At 40.6% G+C, this 16,078-nt stretch carries 18 protein-coding genes and 1 tRNA gene; 6 read left to right on the top strand and 13 right to left on the bottom strand.

All coding sequences use genetic code 11. The features are described 5' to 3' along the window. Nucleotides 1–73 precede the first annotated feature (73 nt). The 3 genes from B2089_RS02735 (at nt 74) to hepT (ending at nt 3,619) form a co-directional block, all read left to right on the top strand. Nucleotides 74–2,587, top strand: coding sequence for an ATP-dependent RNA helicase (locus tag B2089_RS02735; RefSeq protein ID WP_296326234.1), 2,514 nt, complete (start codon nt 74–76; stop codon nt 2,585–2,587). A gap of 191 nt (nt 2,588–2,778) precedes the next feature. Beyond that, nucleotides 2,779–3,216, top strand: coding sequence for a type VII toxin-antitoxin system MntA family adenylyltransferase antitoxin (gene mntA / locus B2089_RS02730; RefSeq protein WP_414717856.1), 438 nt, complete (start codon nt 2,779–2,781; stop codon nt 3,214–3,216). Further along, nucleotides 3,209–3,619, top strand: coding sequence for a type VII toxin-antitoxin system HepT family RNase toxin (gene hepT, locus B2089_RS02725; protein WP_296326253.1), 411 nt, complete (start codon nt 3,209–3,211; stop codon nt 3,617–3,619). The genes mntA and hepT overlap by 8 nt, the downstream gene beginning before the upstream one ends. A 60-nt stretch (nt 3,620–3,679) precedes the next feature. Here the strand turns inward: hepT and B2089_RS02720 are convergent, their stop codons facing one another. From B2089_RS02720 to B2089_RS02680, 9 genes are all read right to left on the bottom strand, one after another. After that, complete coding sequence (locus B2089_RS02720) at nt 3,680–4,693, bottom strand: hypothetical protein (protein WP_296326256.1); 1,014 nt, start codon at nt 4,691–4,693, stop codon at nt 3,680–3,682. A 414-nt stretch (nt 4,694–5,107) separates the two neighbouring features. Next, a complete protein-coding gene (locus B2089_RS02715; protein WP_296326261.1) occupies nt 5,108–5,410 on the bottom strand; it encodes a hypothetical protein in 303 nt (100 codons plus the stop codon). A gap of 184 nt (nt 5,411–5,594) precedes the next feature. Then, nucleotides 5,595–6,641, bottom strand: coding sequence for a type I restriction endonuclease (locus B2089_RS02710; RefSeq protein ID WP_296326264.1), 1,047 nt, complete (start codon nt 6,639–6,641; stop codon nt 5,595–5,597). 13 nt (nt 6,642–6,654) lie between these two features. After that, nucleotides 6,655–7,230, bottom strand: coding sequence for a hypothetical protein (locus B2089_RS02705; RefSeq protein ID WP_296326266.1), 576 nt, complete (start codon nt 7,228–7,230; stop codon nt 6,655–6,657). Nucleotides 7,231–7,247: 17 nt separating this feature from the next. Beyond that, nucleotides 7,248–7,583: a Txe/YoeB family addiction module toxin gene (locus B2089_RS02700; protein WP_296326268.1), complete on the bottom strand. Its 336-nt coding sequence runs from the start codon at nt 7,581–7,583 to the stop codon at nt 7,248–7,250. Nucleotides 7,584–7,647: 64 nt separating this feature from the next. Continuing rightward, nucleotides 7,648–8,049: a hypothetical protein gene (locus tag B2089_RS02695; RefSeq protein WP_296326271.1), complete on the bottom strand. Its 402-nt coding sequence runs from the start codon at nt 8,047–8,049 to the stop codon at nt 7,648–7,650. Nucleotides 8,050–8,346: 297 nt separating this feature from the next. Then, nucleotides 8,347–8,706 carry a hypothetical protein gene (locus tag B2089_RS02690; protein ID WP_296326273.1) on the bottom strand — a complete coding sequence of 120 codons (360 nt, stop codon included), beginning with the start codon at nt 8,704–8,706 and terminating at the stop codon, nt 8,347–8,349. 51 nt (nt 8,707–8,757) lie between these two features. Then, entirely contained in the window at nt 8,758–8,934 is a 177-nt protein-coding gene (locus tag B2089_RS02685) for a hypothetical protein (RefSeq protein ID WP_296326275.1), read from the bottom strand. A 46-nt stretch (nt 8,935–8,980) separates the two neighbouring features. Continuing rightward, the gene (locus B2089_RS02680) at nt 8,981–10,369 is read right to left on the bottom strand and encodes an ankyrin repeat domain-containing protein (RefSeq protein ID WP_296326277.1); all 1,389 of its coding nucleotides are present in this window, start codon (nt 10,367–10,369) and stop codon (nt 8,981–8,983) included. Between the two features lie 186 nt (nt 10,370–10,555). Here B2089_RS02680 and B2089_RS02675 point away from each other — a divergent pair, with 186 nt between their 5' ends. Then, nucleotides 10,556–11,581, top strand: coding sequence for a helix-turn-helix transcriptional regulator (locus B2089_RS02675; protein WP_296326280.1), 1,026 nt, complete (start codon nt 10,556–10,558; stop codon nt 11,579–11,581). A 216-nt stretch (nt 11,582–11,797) separates the two neighbouring features. Here B2089_RS02675 and htpG read toward each other — a convergent pair whose 3' ends face one another. Then, nucleotides 11,798–13,771, bottom strand: a complete 1,974-nt coding sequence (gene htpG / locus B2089_RS02670) for a molecular chaperone HtpG (RefSeq protein ID WP_296326283.1) — start codon at nt 13,769–13,771, stop codon at nt 11,798–11,800. 290 nt (nt 13,772–14,061) lie between these two features. Next, the gene (locus B2089_RS12065; RefSeq protein WP_414717855.1) at nt 14,062–14,235 is read right to left on the bottom strand and encodes a helix-turn-helix domain-containing protein; all 174 of its coding nucleotides are present in this window, start codon (nt 14,233–14,235) and stop codon (nt 14,062–14,064) included. A 60-nt stretch (nt 14,236–14,295) separates the two neighbouring features. On the opposite strand from B2089_RS12065, the gene B2089_RS02665 reads away from it, so the two are divergent. Next, a complete protein-coding gene (locus tag B2089_RS02665) occupies nt 14,296–15,102 on the top strand; it encodes a hypothetical protein (RefSeq protein ID WP_296326285.1) in 807 nt (268 codons plus the stop codon). A 237-nt stretch (nt 15,103–15,339) separates the two neighbouring features. Further along, nucleotides 15,340–15,413, top strand: a tRNA-Ala gene (locus B2089_RS02660). A gap of 41 nt (nt 15,414–15,454) precedes the next feature. Here the strand turns inward: B2089_RS02660 and B2089_RS02655 are convergent. Together B2089_RS02655 and trxA are read right to left on the bottom strand one after the other, a co-directional pair. After that, on the bottom strand, nt 15,455–15,721 hold the full coding sequence (locus B2089_RS02655) for a hypothetical protein (RefSeq protein WP_296326288.1): 267 nt from the start codon (nt 15,719–15,721) through the stop codon (nt 15,455–15,457). Next, complete coding sequence (gene trxA / locus B2089_RS02650) at nt 15,721–16,026, bottom strand: thioredoxin (RefSeq protein WP_414717853.1); 306 nt, start codon at nt 16,024–16,026, stop codon at nt 15,721–15,723. The genes B2089_RS02655 and trxA overlap by 1 nt, the downstream gene beginning before the upstream one ends. Between the last annotated feature and the right edge of the window lie 52 nt (nt 16,027–16,078).

Here is a 16,078-nt window from a genome sequence, read left to right as displayed (position 1 = left end):
CGTTTTATAGGTTAAATCGCGAGTTTGAATCGCAGAATATCAAAAATTTCTCGTCTGTGCTATACTTTTCTCCATGCCTGAATTTTCCCGCGCTTACGAAAAACTTTCTTCTCTCCCGATTTCGCCTTTTCTGCCAGAAATCTGCTCTTCTCTCAAATCTTCAGAATCCCGCTTTCTCGTGCTGACCGCTGAGACTGCTGCCGGAAAATCTACTGCCGTACCGATTGCCTTGCTGGAGCATTTTGAGGGAAAAATCCTTATGCTGGAGCCTCGTCGCCTTGCTGCAAGTGCGATTGCGGACAGGCTTTCGGATTTGCTGGGTGAGGAAACTGGCGGAACTGTTGGCTACAGGCTTCATCTTGATTCAAAAGTTTCGGAAAAAACGCGGCTTGAAGTGATTACCGAGGCGATTTTGACTCGCCGGCTTCAGGCGGATCCTCTCCTTGAAGATGTGAATGTGATTGTGCTGGACGAGTTTCACGAGCGGTCGATTCATTCTGATTTGGCGCTTGCTTTCTTAAAAGAGACTATGCTTCTTCGGGATGATTTGTTCGTTATCGTTATGAGTGCGACTATAGACTACCGCTCGATAGCTGAGTATTTGGGGAGTAAAGAAAATCCTGCTCCAGTTATGCAGATTCCGGGAAGACAGTTCCCGGTTGAGATTGAATATAAGCCGAATGTAAGCGTAGCCAGGGCGATTTTTGAAGAATTGGGGAAAGATTCTCAGCATGGACGCAAGAAAGAAGCAAATAAAACTAACGATAGTTATATAGATAATCAAAGATGCGACACGATTCTGGCGTTCTTGCCTGGAATCTCTGAAATCAAAAAGACAAAATCTGAGCTTGAAAACTACCTTTCGGAAGTAGATTTTGACTGCGAAATTCTGATTTTACATTCTTCTGTGCCGGTTTCCGAGCAGCGAAAGGTTCTTCGCCCTTGTTCATCGGATTCTTCCCGCCGTGTGATTCTTTCTTCTGCCATTGCGGAAACTTCTCTTACGGTGCCAGGCGTCACGCTGGTCATTGATTCAGGCTTATGCCGGGTCAATAAAATGAATGTCGCTTTGGGAATGGAACATCTCGTGACCGAAAATGAAAGCCTTTTCAGTGCAGCACAAAGGGCTGGTCGGGCTGGTCGTTTGGCGGCGGGAAGATGCGTCCGCCTGTGGAGCGAGCATGACGCGCGGGTGGAGCAAAATCCCCCGGAAATTTTGCGGGCTGATTTGACAGGTCTTGTGCTTGAATGTGCCCAGTGGGGAGCTGGTGAAGTCGAAAAGCTGGACTGGCTTACTCCGCCGTCACTTTCTGCATGGAATGTCGCCAGCGATTTGCTAGAAAAACTGGACTGCATAGAATTTCACGAAGACTCAAAAGGAAGGTCGGCAAAAATCACTGAAAAAGGAAAAGCCGTCCTTCGCCTTGGACTGCATCCTAGACTGGCTTGCGTGGCTTTGGCTGGAGGCGCGGAAGCCGTTCTGCCTTATTCCGAATATGCTCAAGCCAGCCCTGAGCGGCAGAAAATTTTCGTAGATGACTTGAAGAGGCGATTAAGAGATTGTCGGGGCAAAGCAATGGCGACAACGACAGACAGTGAAAGTTTTGTTCTCGACGGCTATCCCGACCGACTTGCCAGCCTTTCCCCGGAGACTCAGCCAAACGCTGATCGCGGCGAATACCAGTTTCCCAGCGGGCGAAAGGCCTGGCTTAACCGGGAGCTTCTGTCTCAGGCACGGATTCCCAGCTTTCCGACCTGGCTTGTCGCTCCGGAAGTTGACGCTGGTGAGAGAACTGGAAAAATCTATTCATTTGAGGCGATAAGTGACGGGCAGGCAGAAGTCTTTTTGAAAAAGCACGCAAAAAGTCAAATCAAAACGGAATTTGTTGAACTAACGAATGGAAGCGATTTTAAGAATCTTTCTGTTCAGAAAAAGGAAATTCTCTCTTATGGCGCCATTGTCCTGAAAGAAAAGAAAATGCCTGCTGAAAGTGAGGATTTTGCGTTGGCACTTTGTGACCTCGTGGCAAAAAAAGGCTTAAAATCCCTACCGCTCGATAGTAAAATTGAGAATTTTTTGCTCAGGGTGGAATTTTATATCAAAAAACAGCCTCAAAATGGTCAAACAGGGCTTGTTTCAGTATCAGAATTACAGAAAAAGTTTGATTCTCTGGCTCAAAATGCACAGGAATGGTTACGACCGTTCGTTAAGTCACAAAAAATCAACGCTCAGGATATTTATGACGCTCTTTATTGGTATCTTGATGGAAGCAAAATTGATGAAAAAGTTCCCTTGCAAATCACTTTGGCTAACGGACGGAAGCGAAAAATCGTCTATGAAAAAAAAGCGGACGGAAGCATACAGCCCACGCTGGAAACCATAATTCAGCAGATTTTCGGTTGCTTTGAAACTCCAAGGATTCTTGGCATTCCCGTCCTTTTGAAACTTCTGTCTCCCGCAAGCCGCCCCCTTCAAATTACGGACGACCTGGAAAATTTCTGGACTGGGGCATGGCTTGAAATCTGCAAGGAAATGAAAGGCCGCTACCCCAAGCACAAGTGGGATTATCGGGTGCTTACTGAATAATTCCCTTTTCTTTGTAGTATTTTGCGGCTCCGCCGTGGGGGCTTGGAATATTCTGGCAACAACAATCGCGAATCTTTTAGGGATTTGCAGGAACGAAATCTTATAGAACGAATTGGAAGCAAGAAAGATGGCAGGTGGATTGTAAAATAAATCTGTCGTTCTTTTCAGTCGACTTTTGAAAAAATAAAAATATTTATCTGATTGATTTTTTATGCTACAATAAATCCATGAATGAAGCGGAGCAGGTAAAGCAAAAAATTCAGGATTATTTTTCTCAAAAAGATGAAATAGATACCGTCTTATTGTTCGGCTCCTTTGCTAAAGGCACTTTTAATTCCCACAGTGACATCGACATTGCCCTTCATTCTAAGAATTCCCTCGGCTATGAGGAGCTTTCAAAAATCCAGTGCGATTTAGCTCTTCTTTGCAAGCGGGAAATCGACCTTGCGGATTTATCTCAGGCAGAAGGTATTTTTCTTTATCAGATTATGACGACAGGCATAAAAATCAAGATTTCAAAAAGCATTTTTGTCCCTTATCTGACAAAAGCTCTTTGTTTTAAAGAAGATTTTCTTCCTACGATTGAATACATGAACAGGCAAAAAATAAAGAGGTTTATAAATGGATAAAGAAGTCCTTGAAGCAAAGATTGCGGCTCTCATCCGTTGCGTCCACCGTGTCAAAAGTCAGGGGATTTTGAGCCTTGAAGATTTGGAAAAAAACATAGACAAGCAGGATATTATAATTCTGAACTTGCAGAGGGCTGTTCAGATTTGCGTTGATATCGGAAATCATATTCTTCTTGATTATGACACTGAAACTCCGGCGACAATGGCAGAGACTTTCCGAAAGCTTGCCCAAAACAAACTGATTCCTCAGTCTGTGGCTGATAATTTAAGTCGCGCGGTAGGTTTCCGGAATATCGCCGTTCATCAATATGAAAATCTTGACTGCAAAATCATCTACGCAATCATAACCAGCCATTTGGATGATTTTAGGAATTTTGCCAGCGAGATAGAAAAATTGATTTGAGCAATGCTTACTTTTCTTCCCGCAGAAATGATTTTCCTGTTTCTTTCCAGATTTCTTCATTTATCTTTGTGCTTCTTTCAAGGAAAATCCCGCCGCCACTGTTCCCGCGAGTCCCAGAATCGTGCCATAGGAGACTTCTGCCCGCAAGCTGATTGATGAAAAACTGCACCTGAAACCGTTGCTGACTTTCCATGCAAAGCCGAGATTTTCCCAAGAAAAAGAGTCCTGCCACTTCATTCCGGCTGAAAGGCCAAAATATGGCTGGAAAAATGAAATCAAACAGTAGCCCCAGTCAAATCCCAAAAGCCATGAATCGGCGGATTTTTCTTCCGTGTGGTCAAGAAGATAATCAAAAACAAGGACCGCGAATCGCTCACCATAGCGGAAAGCCGTTTCGGTGGAGACTTCGATTCCGAATTTTTGAGAGTTTATGAAAGAGGATTTGCCGGATTTTCCGGAATTCGGTGAAAAAATGCTTGTCGTATAGCCCACAGAAAAATATCCTGTGTCGGACGCGCTGAATGAAGAGTAATCATGAAAATAAGAGCCTGATGAGCCAGAAGAATATGATTTTGCAATCCTGACTTCGGCCTTTTTTGGCTTTAGCGACCTATTTCCCTCCGAAAGCCAGCGTTCAGTTTCGCCGTAACGATTGAAAGCCGGATTGTATCTGTCAGTCGGCCAGATTTCTGTCAGAAGATAGTGATAGGGATTGTCTGTCCAGGTCTCAATCTCGATATTGCGGAATTTTTCATCTTGAACCTGGGCAAAAAGATGATTCATCACATCCGGCTGATAGTTCCTCACGAGACTGCAACGGTATTTTTCCCGGGGAAAATTCTTGTCCCAAGTCAGTTTGAAGACACAGGAATAGTCAAGGCAATTAATCTGGCCGTCACCGTCATAGTCATAGACATTTTCCTGAGCCTCGATAATCGTCGCGATAATCATTTCGTTAATGCGAGTATTAGTGTGCGTATTAGTGCGAGGTGAGATTTTTGGTTTTGCCGTCTGCGCAAAAATGGCCGCAGTAAGAAAAGCCAGGGCAAAGAAGACTGCGATGAGTTTTTTCATGAAAACCTCCTGAAAGTGCGGGAAGGGCGGGGAAGCCCTGCAATTTACGGGAGTGAGTTTAACGGAGGTTTATTCCCAAGGCACGGGAATGAAGTCTGTGCCGTCATGCCGAATTTATTTCGGCATCTAGATTTTTACGGAATCAAAAAGAATGTCATGCGGGGCAGGGTGACATTGATTGTGTTAGGGGGATGAGGATAAGCAGTCAGTTTATAATTTTACTGTTGCTTTGATTTGTCAGTAGTCATTTAGCTCAAAAAAACTGCATTAATTCTGTTGAATGGAATCGTCACAATAATGAAATTCTTTTCAATTCTGATTGCGTCACGTCCATACGCACCGACAATTTTAGGTACGCCGTGTTATACGCCCATGTTCGTATTAAATAACATAAAAACATTTCACAATGCTTTATTATCTAAATCCTCCAAGTGGGCAATGATCCATTACATCATCAGAACCAAAACATCTTCGATGAATAGTCTTATTCTGATGAAAATTATCATTTTCTTTTTTGTTATAAGTAATATAAAAATCAAGCCATTTTATTTTTTCTCTAACAAGATTTTCACACTTTTCATCTAATTGTTTACCTGATAAAAACTCATTTAACTCTTGTTTTCTTTTATGCGGGCTTTTTTGCATATAATCAAGAGTATATTTTTCTAAGAAAATTTTTAATTCATTTTCCGTTATAATACATGATTGTATTTGCATTTATATCAACTCCATTGTTAAGTAAAACTTCAATTTCATCATAATTTTTTTATCAACAACACAAAATAGGTTTTATGTATTTATTTTTTAATACTAAAGCAGTTTTGTGTACTAGTCTCTTGTTAACCGATTTGACGAATTGGAAGATTTGAGCATGACTTGAGGTTGAATTGCCATATTCTTTTTATTGGATAGGCTCTACATGAATTCCCAATCTTTGTACCCCTTCAATAAAGTTGTGCATATTGTCAGGGTTCCATTGTGTAGAAACTGTTATTTTTGTGCCATCCGCAAGAAGAATTGGATGTTTACTAAATCGACTGCCAGACCATTCATTACGTGTTACATCTTCTACGCGGCGAATCATTTTTCCAAATCCGGGTTTTCCCAAAGAATCAGGAAAAGCATTCTGTAATTCGACAAGAGAAATTCCATTGTGTGAGTCAACATATAATTTTACTGTAGCATACACAGTTTTACCTTTTCCGACTGTCGGATTTCCATTTACCATGAATTGTGTGCTGTCTTTGTTTCCAGAATATGAAGTTGCCGAATATACATAATTTGAAACAGGGGAAGCTGAACTTATGGTTGTTTGCATTTCAGATTTTTTTGTTACAGAAATATCGTATTCGTCAAGAATTTTATCAACATCTATTTTGGGATATTTTTCAGAAAAATGATTTTTTAGCAAATTCGTAATAAGTGCTGCTGAAAGTTCATTTCTAATATTTTTTTCTGATTCTTTTTTGCTGTTGCTTTCTTTTATGAAATCTTTAATCTTCAGCTTGTCGAAGTTCTCTTTTGAGAATAATTCTACAAATTTTGTTCCGTTGGAATTGTCCTGTTCAAAAGGAATTTCTAGAACTGAATAAGAGTTCTCTTTTTGGGTAAAATCATAATCGTAAATATAAAGATTGTCGCAGACAAGAATTCCTAAATCCATTTTTAATTGGTTCAGGTAGCTGAAAAGTTGCTCCTGTCCTTCATGCAAAGTATGACGTTTTAATTCGACGACAAATAAATCTGTATTGTCTTTTTTTATGAGAATATCTGCTCGCTTTGTCTCAACTCCCATTTTTACAGAAAATTGAGAGACAATTTCAAAATCAGAATAATCAAAAATCGTAGAAAATAACAGTTCCCACGAAGTTTGTATGATTTCTTCTTTTGCCGAGAGATTCTTATTATATTGTGCTACGATTTTGTTCCATGATGATGTGTAGGACATGTTCTACTCCAAATTAAACATTTCTTGAAAATAACAATGTGTCAATATACTGAATATATTTATCCTGCTCGTCAATAGACATGTCTGTTCGCTGAAAGATTGCGTTCTTTAATTCAACAGAAGCATTCAAGCGTCTAAGTTCTTCTGTTGAAGTAAAATCTTCTCTTTTACACAAGTCTTCCAGATAGTAAAATTCTTCGCTATCTACATATTGTTTTTCTACAAAAGTTCCCTCTAACCCCCAAATTTCTATCATTTCATCAAATTCTTTTATATCAATTCCTTTTTGCTCTAATTCAGTTTTGCTGATTCGATTCCCGATTTTTGGATTATCTCCAAATGCCTTGTAAAAGATTGGTTCGTCAGGATAGCCCAGCGTGTTTGCACATAAATTCCTCACAAAAATTTTTAATTCCAGTGGAAGAATCTTATTTATACATTCCATTGCAAGATAATGCAATTTTTCTCGTTCGACTATATGTTTTTCGTAGAAGACAGTTGTTCCCCATTCTTCCATTATGCTCATATAATTTGAAGTTTTCTTTTGCAGTTCATCTTTGTAGTTTTTCATGCTTTCGTCTTTATTCATTTTCATTTTGCTCCCTATTATTCTGACAGATTAAGCATGCTTATAAGCATTTGCTTTTGTGTTTGTTCATTTCCCTTATAATGCTCTTTACAACCGATAATGATTGTATTTGAGTCTCCAGTTTTATCATTTGTCTGATATTGATATATCAAGCGATTCTTATCGTCAATCCGCCTTGAATAATTTCCCTTATAGTTTCCTTTCAAAACTTCTGGCTTGCCCATCCCTTTTAGTGGACCATCACGCTGGATAGACATAATCAAACTGTTGATTTTTTCATATTTTGATTTATCATCATGTAGCCAGCTTTTGTAATCATCAAAACCTGTAGTATCAAATACAGTGTATTTCATAAATACCTCATCGATTTTTCTTCCAGTAAATTTGCATTACTAAAAAGAAAATCATTATTTTGCCTTATCTTTTTCCTCTAATTTCAATATTTTCTCCATTCTTCTTGTGAAGGATTCCCTTTAAGACGCTCTTATTAACTGGAGAATTACAATTATCAAGTTTCTCATCCTTAAGATTTTTATTTTCAAGTTCGCTCTTATGATAATGTTCGTCAGCCCTTTTTAATTTTCTTGTAAAATCATTTCTAAAATCTGTTATAGGATTTATGTTCTTCCTTCTATTTTTTTTATCGGAATCAAAAATATTATCTTCGAATCGTTCCAATTCTTCATCAGATAAACATTTATCGGTTGCTTCAAAGATATAACCACATCTTGAGCATTCATAACATGTTTGATCAAATGTTAAAAATTCAATTTTCACTTTTCCATTACATTTTGGACATCGTACATTATCTATACCCATAAAGCATATTCCTATAAATCAAGGCATTTAAAAAACGGTTATATCATACCATACCATACCATACCATACTATCTCCCATATTTAAACAAAATAATCTATCGTCTAAAAAAAAGCCAGCCGGCAGAACTTACACGCATTGTAGCCCCATTCACGAAGCTCTTATATGGGCAAGGCCAAATTTTACCCAGCAATTTCTTGACTATTTCATTCCTAAACATTCCTCCATATTCGGCACTCTGTTTGCCAGGGAAGGGGAATCTCCTATATTTTATACAGAGTCCCCCCATCTCCTCATCATCATAAAAACGCAAAGAAACAAGGAATCCCCAGAATCAGAATGAAAAAAAACATAAAAACTAGGATGAAGCGGGCAAAATGACGCACATATTCTTTGTGGTTCATCCAAGCCATGGGATTTTTGCTGAACTCGGCGTAGTATTCGGCGGTATAGGAGTCCAGTCTCAGTCGGTCATAATCGCTCATTGAATGGCGGCAGTTTTCCAGATTGATATGCTGAGGGCAACGGGCACACCTTTCCTTGCCGCATCTTTTGAACTGAACTTTGCAGAAACATGCTGCCCTGGTTTTTCCCAGTTCGCGGACAGCGAGGTCGGTGAATGTTTCCTGCCTTGTGATGATTTTCATCTCTTGCTCCATAATTTTCCTCCTGAAAAAAAACGACTCGAATTTTCGGCTTTTTTATTCGTGTCATCCTTGATTTCTTTCTATTTCTCGGAAATCTAAAAATTCTTCATCTTCTTCCTTCATCATTTCATCAATGAATTTGGAATTCCTGTACCCTTGCCAGAATGGCTCGTTCAAGACGACCATCAAAAAGACGGCTACAATCACCATCATAAAAATAAGTCCTATAAACATTTCCATAAAGTCCTCCTTCGCTGAGCCTTAATCTCATTATCTTTAGCATAATTCATACCCGTTCCCAATGCACGGGAATGGCTGTGTCACAGAGCAAAAATAATTTCCACAAAAACAGAAGGGCTTCTTCATCTTCTTTTAGAAAATAAGGGACGAAGGCTTCTTTTATCACGAAAGTCACATTTAGTTTTTTGTTATATACTTCAACAGGTACCGGCAAGCTTGCGTTTATCTTTCCGCCACAGAGGGATAAAAGAGAAATCATCTCCCTGTCCGGATTTTGCTGTATAAGAGCCTCAAGCAAGTTGCTTTTGCCGTCAGTTATTGAATTCACCTCTGCACCATGCTCAATCAGAAATGAAGCCATTTTGACATTATTATTTAAAACGGCTATGCGAAGGGCTGTCCCATCAGAAATTGTCTTTGCATTTATGTCCGCTCCGTACTTAATCAGAAGTTCCGCCGCCTGAATATTATTGTTAAAGACCGCCCACATGAGAGGGGTAAAGAGATTGTTTTTCAAGCCCTTGTTGGCATCTGAGCCGCATTGCAGAAGAAATTCAAGTTCTTCCATATACAAGCGATTACAGTCCTCAGAGGAGAATGTGCCTGCCTCGATAAGGTTAAACAAATCATATCTTGCCCCGTATTTCACAAGAACTTTCCCTGCTTCCAGTGCTTTTTCCGATTTGGCAAGATTTAATGAAGAAAAATCAGGCCCGTAACCGTTTGTGTAATTCACATCCAGCCCCTGTCTAATCAAAAATTCGCACATTTGAGGATTGTTGTTAACGATGGCAATATCAAGTAAAGATGCAAGCGTGTATTTTGCATGGAATTTTAAATTCGCCCCTTTTTTTGCATAAAGTTTAATTTTCTCCAAGTCTCCGTTGTTTACAGACTCAAAAAGCCTGGCTTCTGTCTTGTATTTGTCACTTTCCCAAAATTCTTCAGTAAAAATTGGATTGATATCCAAATGGAAGCAATAAAGCCCTGTCTTTGACGGAGAATAAAAGGCTGCTGTGTAGGTCGTTTCGTCAATGCCTGTGGGAATGGTAAATTCTTCGCCTCGCCCGATTTTTTCGAGAATATCCAGATTTATCTTTGCGGAAAGCTTATATTTGTAATTCTGCTCATTGAATCTTGAGTCAGTCTCCTCGTAGAATTTTTCAAGCCTGTCAAAATCTTTTTGAGTTATAGGAGATTCATCCGGCGTGAACCAAATGTCCATCAGGCTGATATAGGCCATGGCGTCAGAGTGATAGACATAGAAAATAGCACAGTTTGAATCAGGAGCAGATTTTTTCTTGTTTCCAATATGCGACATGCCGCTCCGATTGAGGATTTCATGAAATCGGTAATTAAGCATGTTAAGTCTTTGTCCGTCAATAAAAAAACCCTTTTCAGAAAGGTTGATGTCAATCCTGTGATTATTTACCATATTTATCTCCCGAATACACTGTATGAGAAAATCGCTGGCTTGCGGTCAACTCGCAGTTGACTTTCCTCATTCTTGCCGTAAAATATAATTTAAAGCTATTCCCAAGTCACGGGAATGATTTTGTTGCAAAAATAGTGCAGTTTAATTTCTGAGTGGTAAATTTTTGGAGATGGGGAGGGGAGATTTATGTCCGTAGACTTTACCGAAAAAGCAAAACGCTATCAGGCCATTGACGAGATTATCGCTTCGGGGCGCAAACTCAAATGGAGGGAAATCATCTCGGAGCTTGGCTCAAAATACGGAATCAAGACCAGCCGCACTTCATTTTTCCGGGACATTGAGGAATTGCAGGAAAAGTATGCAGCCCCAATCGACACGGATTTTGAAAGCAGCGGCTACTTTTACACTGATCCCAAGTACCGCCTTCCCAGATTTTACACTGACGAGAATGCGGCAAAGGCTGCCAAGCTTATCAAGACTCTCATGGACATGGTGAAAGAAAATCCCCTCTACAAGGAAGCCCAGGAAGTCTTTGAGTCTCTTTCCATCGAAAATCACGACCTTGCGCTGGAAAATATCCGAATCAGTAAGAGGTCTGACAATGATCGGATTATTTTCGTCGGTGCTCCCAGTAAGGAAGTTCCTGCCGAAAACTGGCGGCTGATTGACAAGGCTCTGAGGGAAAATCTTGTCATCACTTTTGATTATCAGTCCCTCACTGACACTGAGAGCCATCCCCGCCGTGTTCAGCCCTGGCAACTGATTTATGACAACGGAAACTGGAACCTTCACGCCCTTGATGTAGTCAAAAATGGCCGCCGCCGCTACACTTTAAGCGAAATCAAAAATCTCAAACTTACGAATGAAGTCTTCATTCTGCCAAAAGACTATGATTTCAGGAAGATGACGCTGGGCTCTTTCGGCTGCATGTGCCACGATACAAAACTTGATTTCAAGATTCACCTGCATGGTTACGCCGCCCGCTACGCCAAGAACAGAATCTGGGGCGAAAACCAGAAAGTCGAGGCCGATTCCCAAAATCTCAGGCCTGACGGAGACGGAATCATCCTCAGTTTTAGGAGCAATCAGCTTTTTTCAATCAGAAGGTGGGTCTGGCAGTGGGCGGATGAGGCCTATCCCCTTGCGCCAAAAGAGCTGGTGGACGACTGGAAAGAACGGCTTGAAAAGGTGAATAAGATGGCGTTAAAATAATTTGAATTTGGTCAACTTTCAGGCGACTTTGAGATTTTTACAGGAGAAAATGTGTGGGGAGAAGGAGAATATATAACAAAACAAGCCGCCTCTCCCAACAAAGGAAGAAGCGGCTTGCACAAATTTTATCATCGAATCATCAGGCAACTTCCCCACAGCGTCGTTAGACGCGTAGCGTTAGCAGAACTTCCCCGACGAGATTATCCGTGTGACACCTTACTTGCTCAACAGTTTATTCACAGCCTTAACGAACTCCATCGGGTCCTTAAGCTCGGCTCCGCTCACAAGCAGTGCCTGGTCGAACAAAACTTCGCTCACATCTGCAATGTAGCTTTCGTCACTGCAAGATTCCAGCGTCTTAACGATTGCGTGGTCTCCGTTGATTTCGAGAATCGGCTTGATTCCAGGTCCTGCCTGACCCATTGCCCGCATCATGCGCTCCATCTGGATTCCGGGGTCGTTCTCGTCAACTACGATACAGCTCGGTGAGTCAGAAAGTCGTTTTGAAAGGACGACATCCTTAACACGGTCGCCCAATGCCTTCTTGATTTTTTCCTGGACTGGCTTGAAGGCTTCTTCCTTCTTTTTGGCTTCGTCCTTATCTACTCCAAGCTCGTCGTCGCTGCCCGCGCGGTTGACTGCTTTGAGGTCGAAGTCCTTGTATTTCATCAGGCTTGGAATTACGATGTCGTCGATTTCATCTGCCATAATCAGGACTTCAAATCCCTTCTTCTTGTATGCTTCGAGGAGTGGTGAAGCGCGCAAATTTTTCTCGTCGGTTCCTGTAATATAGTAGATTGCTTTCTGCTCAGGCTTCATGCGCTGAACATAGTCGGCAAAGCTTGTCCAGTTGTCGTCGCCAGTTCCAGCTGCGTCCGTGCTCTTGAAGCGGACGATTTCTGAAATTTCCTCGCGGTTTGCGTAGTCTGAGTAAAGACCTTCCTTCATCGGGCGATTGAAATTCTTGACGAATGTGTTCCACTTTGTGATTGTGGCCTTTTCCTCGTCGCTTCGCTTGCTTTCCTCAGTTTTCTTTGCCTTGTCAGCGGCTTCTCCCATCTTTTTGAATTCGCTCAGGAGTTTTTTTACAGATGCGCTCTTGATTGTCTCAAGGATTCGGTTCTGCTGCAAAATCTCACGGCTTACATTGAGAGGCAAATCCTCACTGTCGATGATACCGCGGACGAATCTGAGGTAAGCCGGCAAAAGCTCGCGGTCATCGTCAGTGATGAAAACTCGTTTTACATAGAGCTTGACTCCGCTCTGATAGTCAGCCTGATACATGTCGAAAGGAGCGTTCTGTGGAACATAGAAAAGTGTTGTGTATTCCTGAGTTCCTTCTGCGTGTGTGTGAACATAGTGCAGAGGCTCCTGACCGTCGTGGCTGATTGTCTTGTAGAAGTTGTCGTAATCTTCCTTTTTAAGCTCACTCTTGCTTCGTTTCCAGAGGGCAGAAGCTGAGTTTACCTGGTCAACCTTGTCCTCGCTTCCAGTGATGTTTCCTTTGTCGTCGTATTTGTTCTGTGTGTAGTGAAGGTAAATCGGGAATGCGATGTGGTCACTGTAGCGTTTGATAAGCTCTTCAATCTTCCATCGTGAAGCGTACTCTTTTGAGTCATCGTTCAAGAGCATTTCGATTGCAGAACCGCAAGTTTCGGCCTTGTCGAATCCGTACTTTTTAGCCTCATCGCTGTCGGCCTTGATTTCCTCAATCGTGTAGCTGTTTGTGCCGTCGCTCGACCATTTGAAGATTTTGTCGGTCGCGGCTTTTCGGGTGTAGACATTGATTCGTTTTGCCGCCATAAATGCCGAATAGAATCCAACGCCGAACTGACCGATGAGATTTGACTCGCCCGCATTTTTGTCTTCCGCAATTTTTTCGATGAACGCTTTCGTGCCGCTCCGTGCGATTGTTCCGAGGTTTGCGTTCAAGTCCTCCTCGTTCATACCGATTCCCGAATCCTGCACCGTCAGAACCTTATTCGGGTCATCAAAAGTGATGTCGATTCTAGGCTCGCTCTTAACGCCTTTGTAAGCCTCGTCCGAAACTTTGAGGTAGTTGAGCTTGTCCAAAGCGTCCGAAGCATTAGAAACGATTTCGCGAAGGAAAATGTCCTTGTTTGAATACATTGAATGAATGATAAGTTTAAGAAGCTGGTTTACTTCTGTTTGAAACTGGTATTCCGCCATGATTTTTTATACCTCTGATGTCATGCCGAACTTGATTCGGCATCTATTTTCTATAAAGATAATAAAATTTCGCTGAATCGGCAAAGAATTTTTTTCGGGATTTTTAAAACGACGGGCGTTAAAAGGTAACGCCGAAAACGAATGGCGTTACCCTACGCTCTGTCATTGCCGTGCGAGACACGGCAATCCCATCGCTTCGGGTCAGGCTTTTCGGGGTTCCGCCTCACGGCTCCATTGCTCCACTATGTTCCGCAACGGCTTCGCCGCCCCTACAATCCTTAACGCACAGGCTATACAAAAAAATCCCGTAAATGAAGGTTCATCGCCTTTGCAATTTTAGAAAGTGTTTCAAGGGAAGGTATTGTCTTTTTGGATTCTATATAAAAAAGGTGGCTGCGTGAAATTCCCGAATCAACAGAGAGCTGAACGATTGAAATTTTTCTTTCAATTCTAAAGGTGCGAATTTTGTCTATAACTTGTTGTCAAGTTTCTTGTTTTCGCAGGAAATTCCAGAAAACAGAGATTTGTATGTTGGAGTATGGAAATTTGCTGAGGAAAATAATTATCAAAATGTCAGCAAGTACAGTAAGCAAATTGAAAAGTTTTTGAAAAATGAGATTCTAAAGGATACTAAAATCAACATCAAAACAGGTGAAAGAACTTACGAAAAGTCATTTGATTTTGAAAAGGGAAATAGTTTCGATATAGCAGCTGATGAATATAGAATATTGACAACTCAAATAGACAAAGTTTTGCTGAGTTATACATTACATGTGTTTGACTGGACAATTAAAAATGACAATGGAAATATTTCATTAAAATTGAACAATGCGTTGACATCTGTTGTAGATAAAAATGGTAATTGGACATCTTCCTCAAAATTCCAAAAATCAAAGATTTTAAACGGAAAACAGATTGAAAAAATGGCGACTGATGATGTAATGAAATACATTGCAGTTTCTGATGAAGAATATTTAAGAAACAAAAAAGAAGTTGCATCAAATATCAATTTTTTGGTTTCGGTTGTTCCAAACATGACAGAATTAATGCTGGATGATTTTGTACGAGAAAATGATTTGTATAATATCGATACAAAAATTGAATTAAAAGTATTCGATGCAAGTAAAAATAATATGGAAGTTGAAGGATATACACCAGATGTGTATGCAACAAAAATTTACGGCAAAAACGGAAACGCTTATCTTTGGGGATTTACAAATACTTCAGCATTTAGCAAAGCCAAAAAAGACTCTGAATTTTCATGCAATGCAAAAATCAAAAATATTAAATATCGTATGCTGAAAACAGAAATTTATTTTGTTGTTGAATAAAACAATTATGAGCGGAGATTATTTTTTTCTCCGCAGTTTTTTGAGCACAAAAAAGGAGTTTTTTTATGAAAAGAATACTCACACTGATTTTATTCCTGATGATGTTATGATGATTTTAATGATAATACAATTTACTTTTAGTCTAATTAGATTTGCACGAAAATTCAATAAATCTTATCTTTCCACATATCAGCCATCTAGAAATTTTTTCGATAATCTGTCATACTCTGCATATTCGGGGGCGTAGCTCACCTGGCTAGAGCGCTACAATGGCATTGTAGAGGTAGTCGGTTCAAGTCCGATCGTCTCCAAAACAAAAAAACTTCCACATAAATTGTGGAAGTTTTTACTTTTAAAGCGGCTCGTACAGAGCTTCAAAAGCAGTTTTTTTGCTTATGAAAAAATCGCCTTTTTCGCCGCGAACCACATAATCCCCAATTTGAGCAGGAATTATTTTTTCGGAAGTTTTTACTTTTAGAACAGCGTCAAAAGTTTTTCCGTCATGGTTTGTGTCCGCATAGTCAAACATCGCGAACTGCCCGGCCATAGCTTTTATTTCTGCCTGATTTGAGCCGTTCCACTGAATGGCTTCGACAGTTTCCTTTCTTCGGTACTGCATTATTTGAACATAGCCTCTAGTGTTTCTTTCGGAACGAAGCCGGTCGAAGTTTTAACAGGCTCGCCATTCTTGAAAAGAATTACGGTCGGAATGCTTACGATTCCGTATTTTTGTGCCAAATCCGGCTCATCATCGACATTTACTTTTCCGACTTTGATTGTATCATTCTCATTGGCAATCTGCTCAATTGTAGGCGCAAGCATTTTGCAAGGACCGCACCAGCTTGCCCAAAAATCTACGAGCACTGGTTTTTCTGATTTGAGGACTTCAGCCTCAAAGTTTGATTCTGTGAGTGTAATTTCCATAATCGAGTCTCCTGTTTTGGAAGATTAGGGGTTCAAGGGGGAAAGAAAGCCT

Source organism: Treponema sp. UBA3813 (assembly GCA_002368605.1).
Taxonomy (GTDB): Bacteria; Spirochaetota; Spirochaetia; order Treponematales; family Treponemataceae; genus Treponema_D.
The sequence above is the reverse complement of the archived record's forward strand: the minus strand, read 5'-3'. Positions and strand labels throughout refer to the sequence as shown.

Bases quoted from the DNA above. Each gene is read 5' to 3' on its own strand.
- B2089_RS02720 (WP_296326256.1), bottom strand. From the start codon at position 4,693: ATGAAAAAACTCATCGCAGTCTTCTTTGCCCTGGCTTTTCTTACTGCG.
- B2089_RS02690 (WP_296326273.1), bottom strand. From the start codon at position 8,706: ATGGAGCAAGAGATGAAAATCATCACAAGGCAGGAAACATTCACCGAC.
- B2089_RS02705 (WP_296326266.1), bottom strand. From the start codon at position 7,230: ATGAATAAAGACGAAAGCATGAAAAACTACAAAGATGAACTGCAAAAG.
- B2089_RS02710 (WP_296326264.1), bottom strand. From the start codon at position 6,641: ATGTCCTACACATCATCATGGAACAAAATCGTAGCACAATATAATAAG.
- B2089_RS02675 (WP_296326280.1), top strand. From the start codon at position 10,556: ATGTCCGTAGACTTTACCGAAAAAGCAAAACGCTATCAGGCCATTGAC.
- trxA (WP_414717853.1), bottom strand. From the start codon at position 16,026: ATGGAAATTACACTCACAGAATCAAACTTTGAGGCTGAAGTCCTCAAA.
- htpG (WP_296326283.1), bottom strand. From the start codon at position 13,771: ATGGCGGAATACCAGTTTCAAACAGAAGTAAACCAGCTTCTTAAACTT.
- B2089_RS02735 (WP_296326234.1), top strand. From the start codon at position 74: ATGCCTGAATTTTCCCGCGCTTACGAAAAACTTTCTTCTCTCCCGATT.
- B2089_RS02715 (WP_296326261.1), bottom strand. From the start codon at position 5,410: ATGCAAATACAATCATGTATTATAACGGAAAATGAATTAAAAATTTTC.
- B2089_RS02695 (WP_296326271.1), bottom strand. From the start codon at position 8,049: ATGGGTATAGATAATGTACGATGTCCAAAATGTAATGGAAAAGTGAAA.
- B2089_RS02655 (WP_296326288.1), bottom strand. From the start codon at position 15,721: ATGCAGTACCGAAGAAAGGAAACTGTCGAAGCCATTCAGTGGAACGGC.
- B2089_RS02685 (WP_296326275.1), bottom strand. From the start codon at position 8,934: ATGGAAATGTTTATAGGACTTATTTTTATGATGGTGATTGTAGCCGTC.
- B2089_RS02680 (WP_296326277.1), bottom strand. From the start codon at position 10,369: ATGGTAAATAATCACAGGATTGACATCAACCTTTCTGAAAAGGGTTTT.
- hepT (WP_296326253.1), top strand. From the start codon at position 3,209: ATGGATAAAGAAGTCCTTGAAGCAAAGATTGCGGCTCTCATCCGTTGC.
- B2089_RS02700 (WP_296326268.1), bottom strand. From the start codon at position 7,583: ATGAAATACACTGTATTTGATACTACAGGTTTTGATGATTACAAAAGC.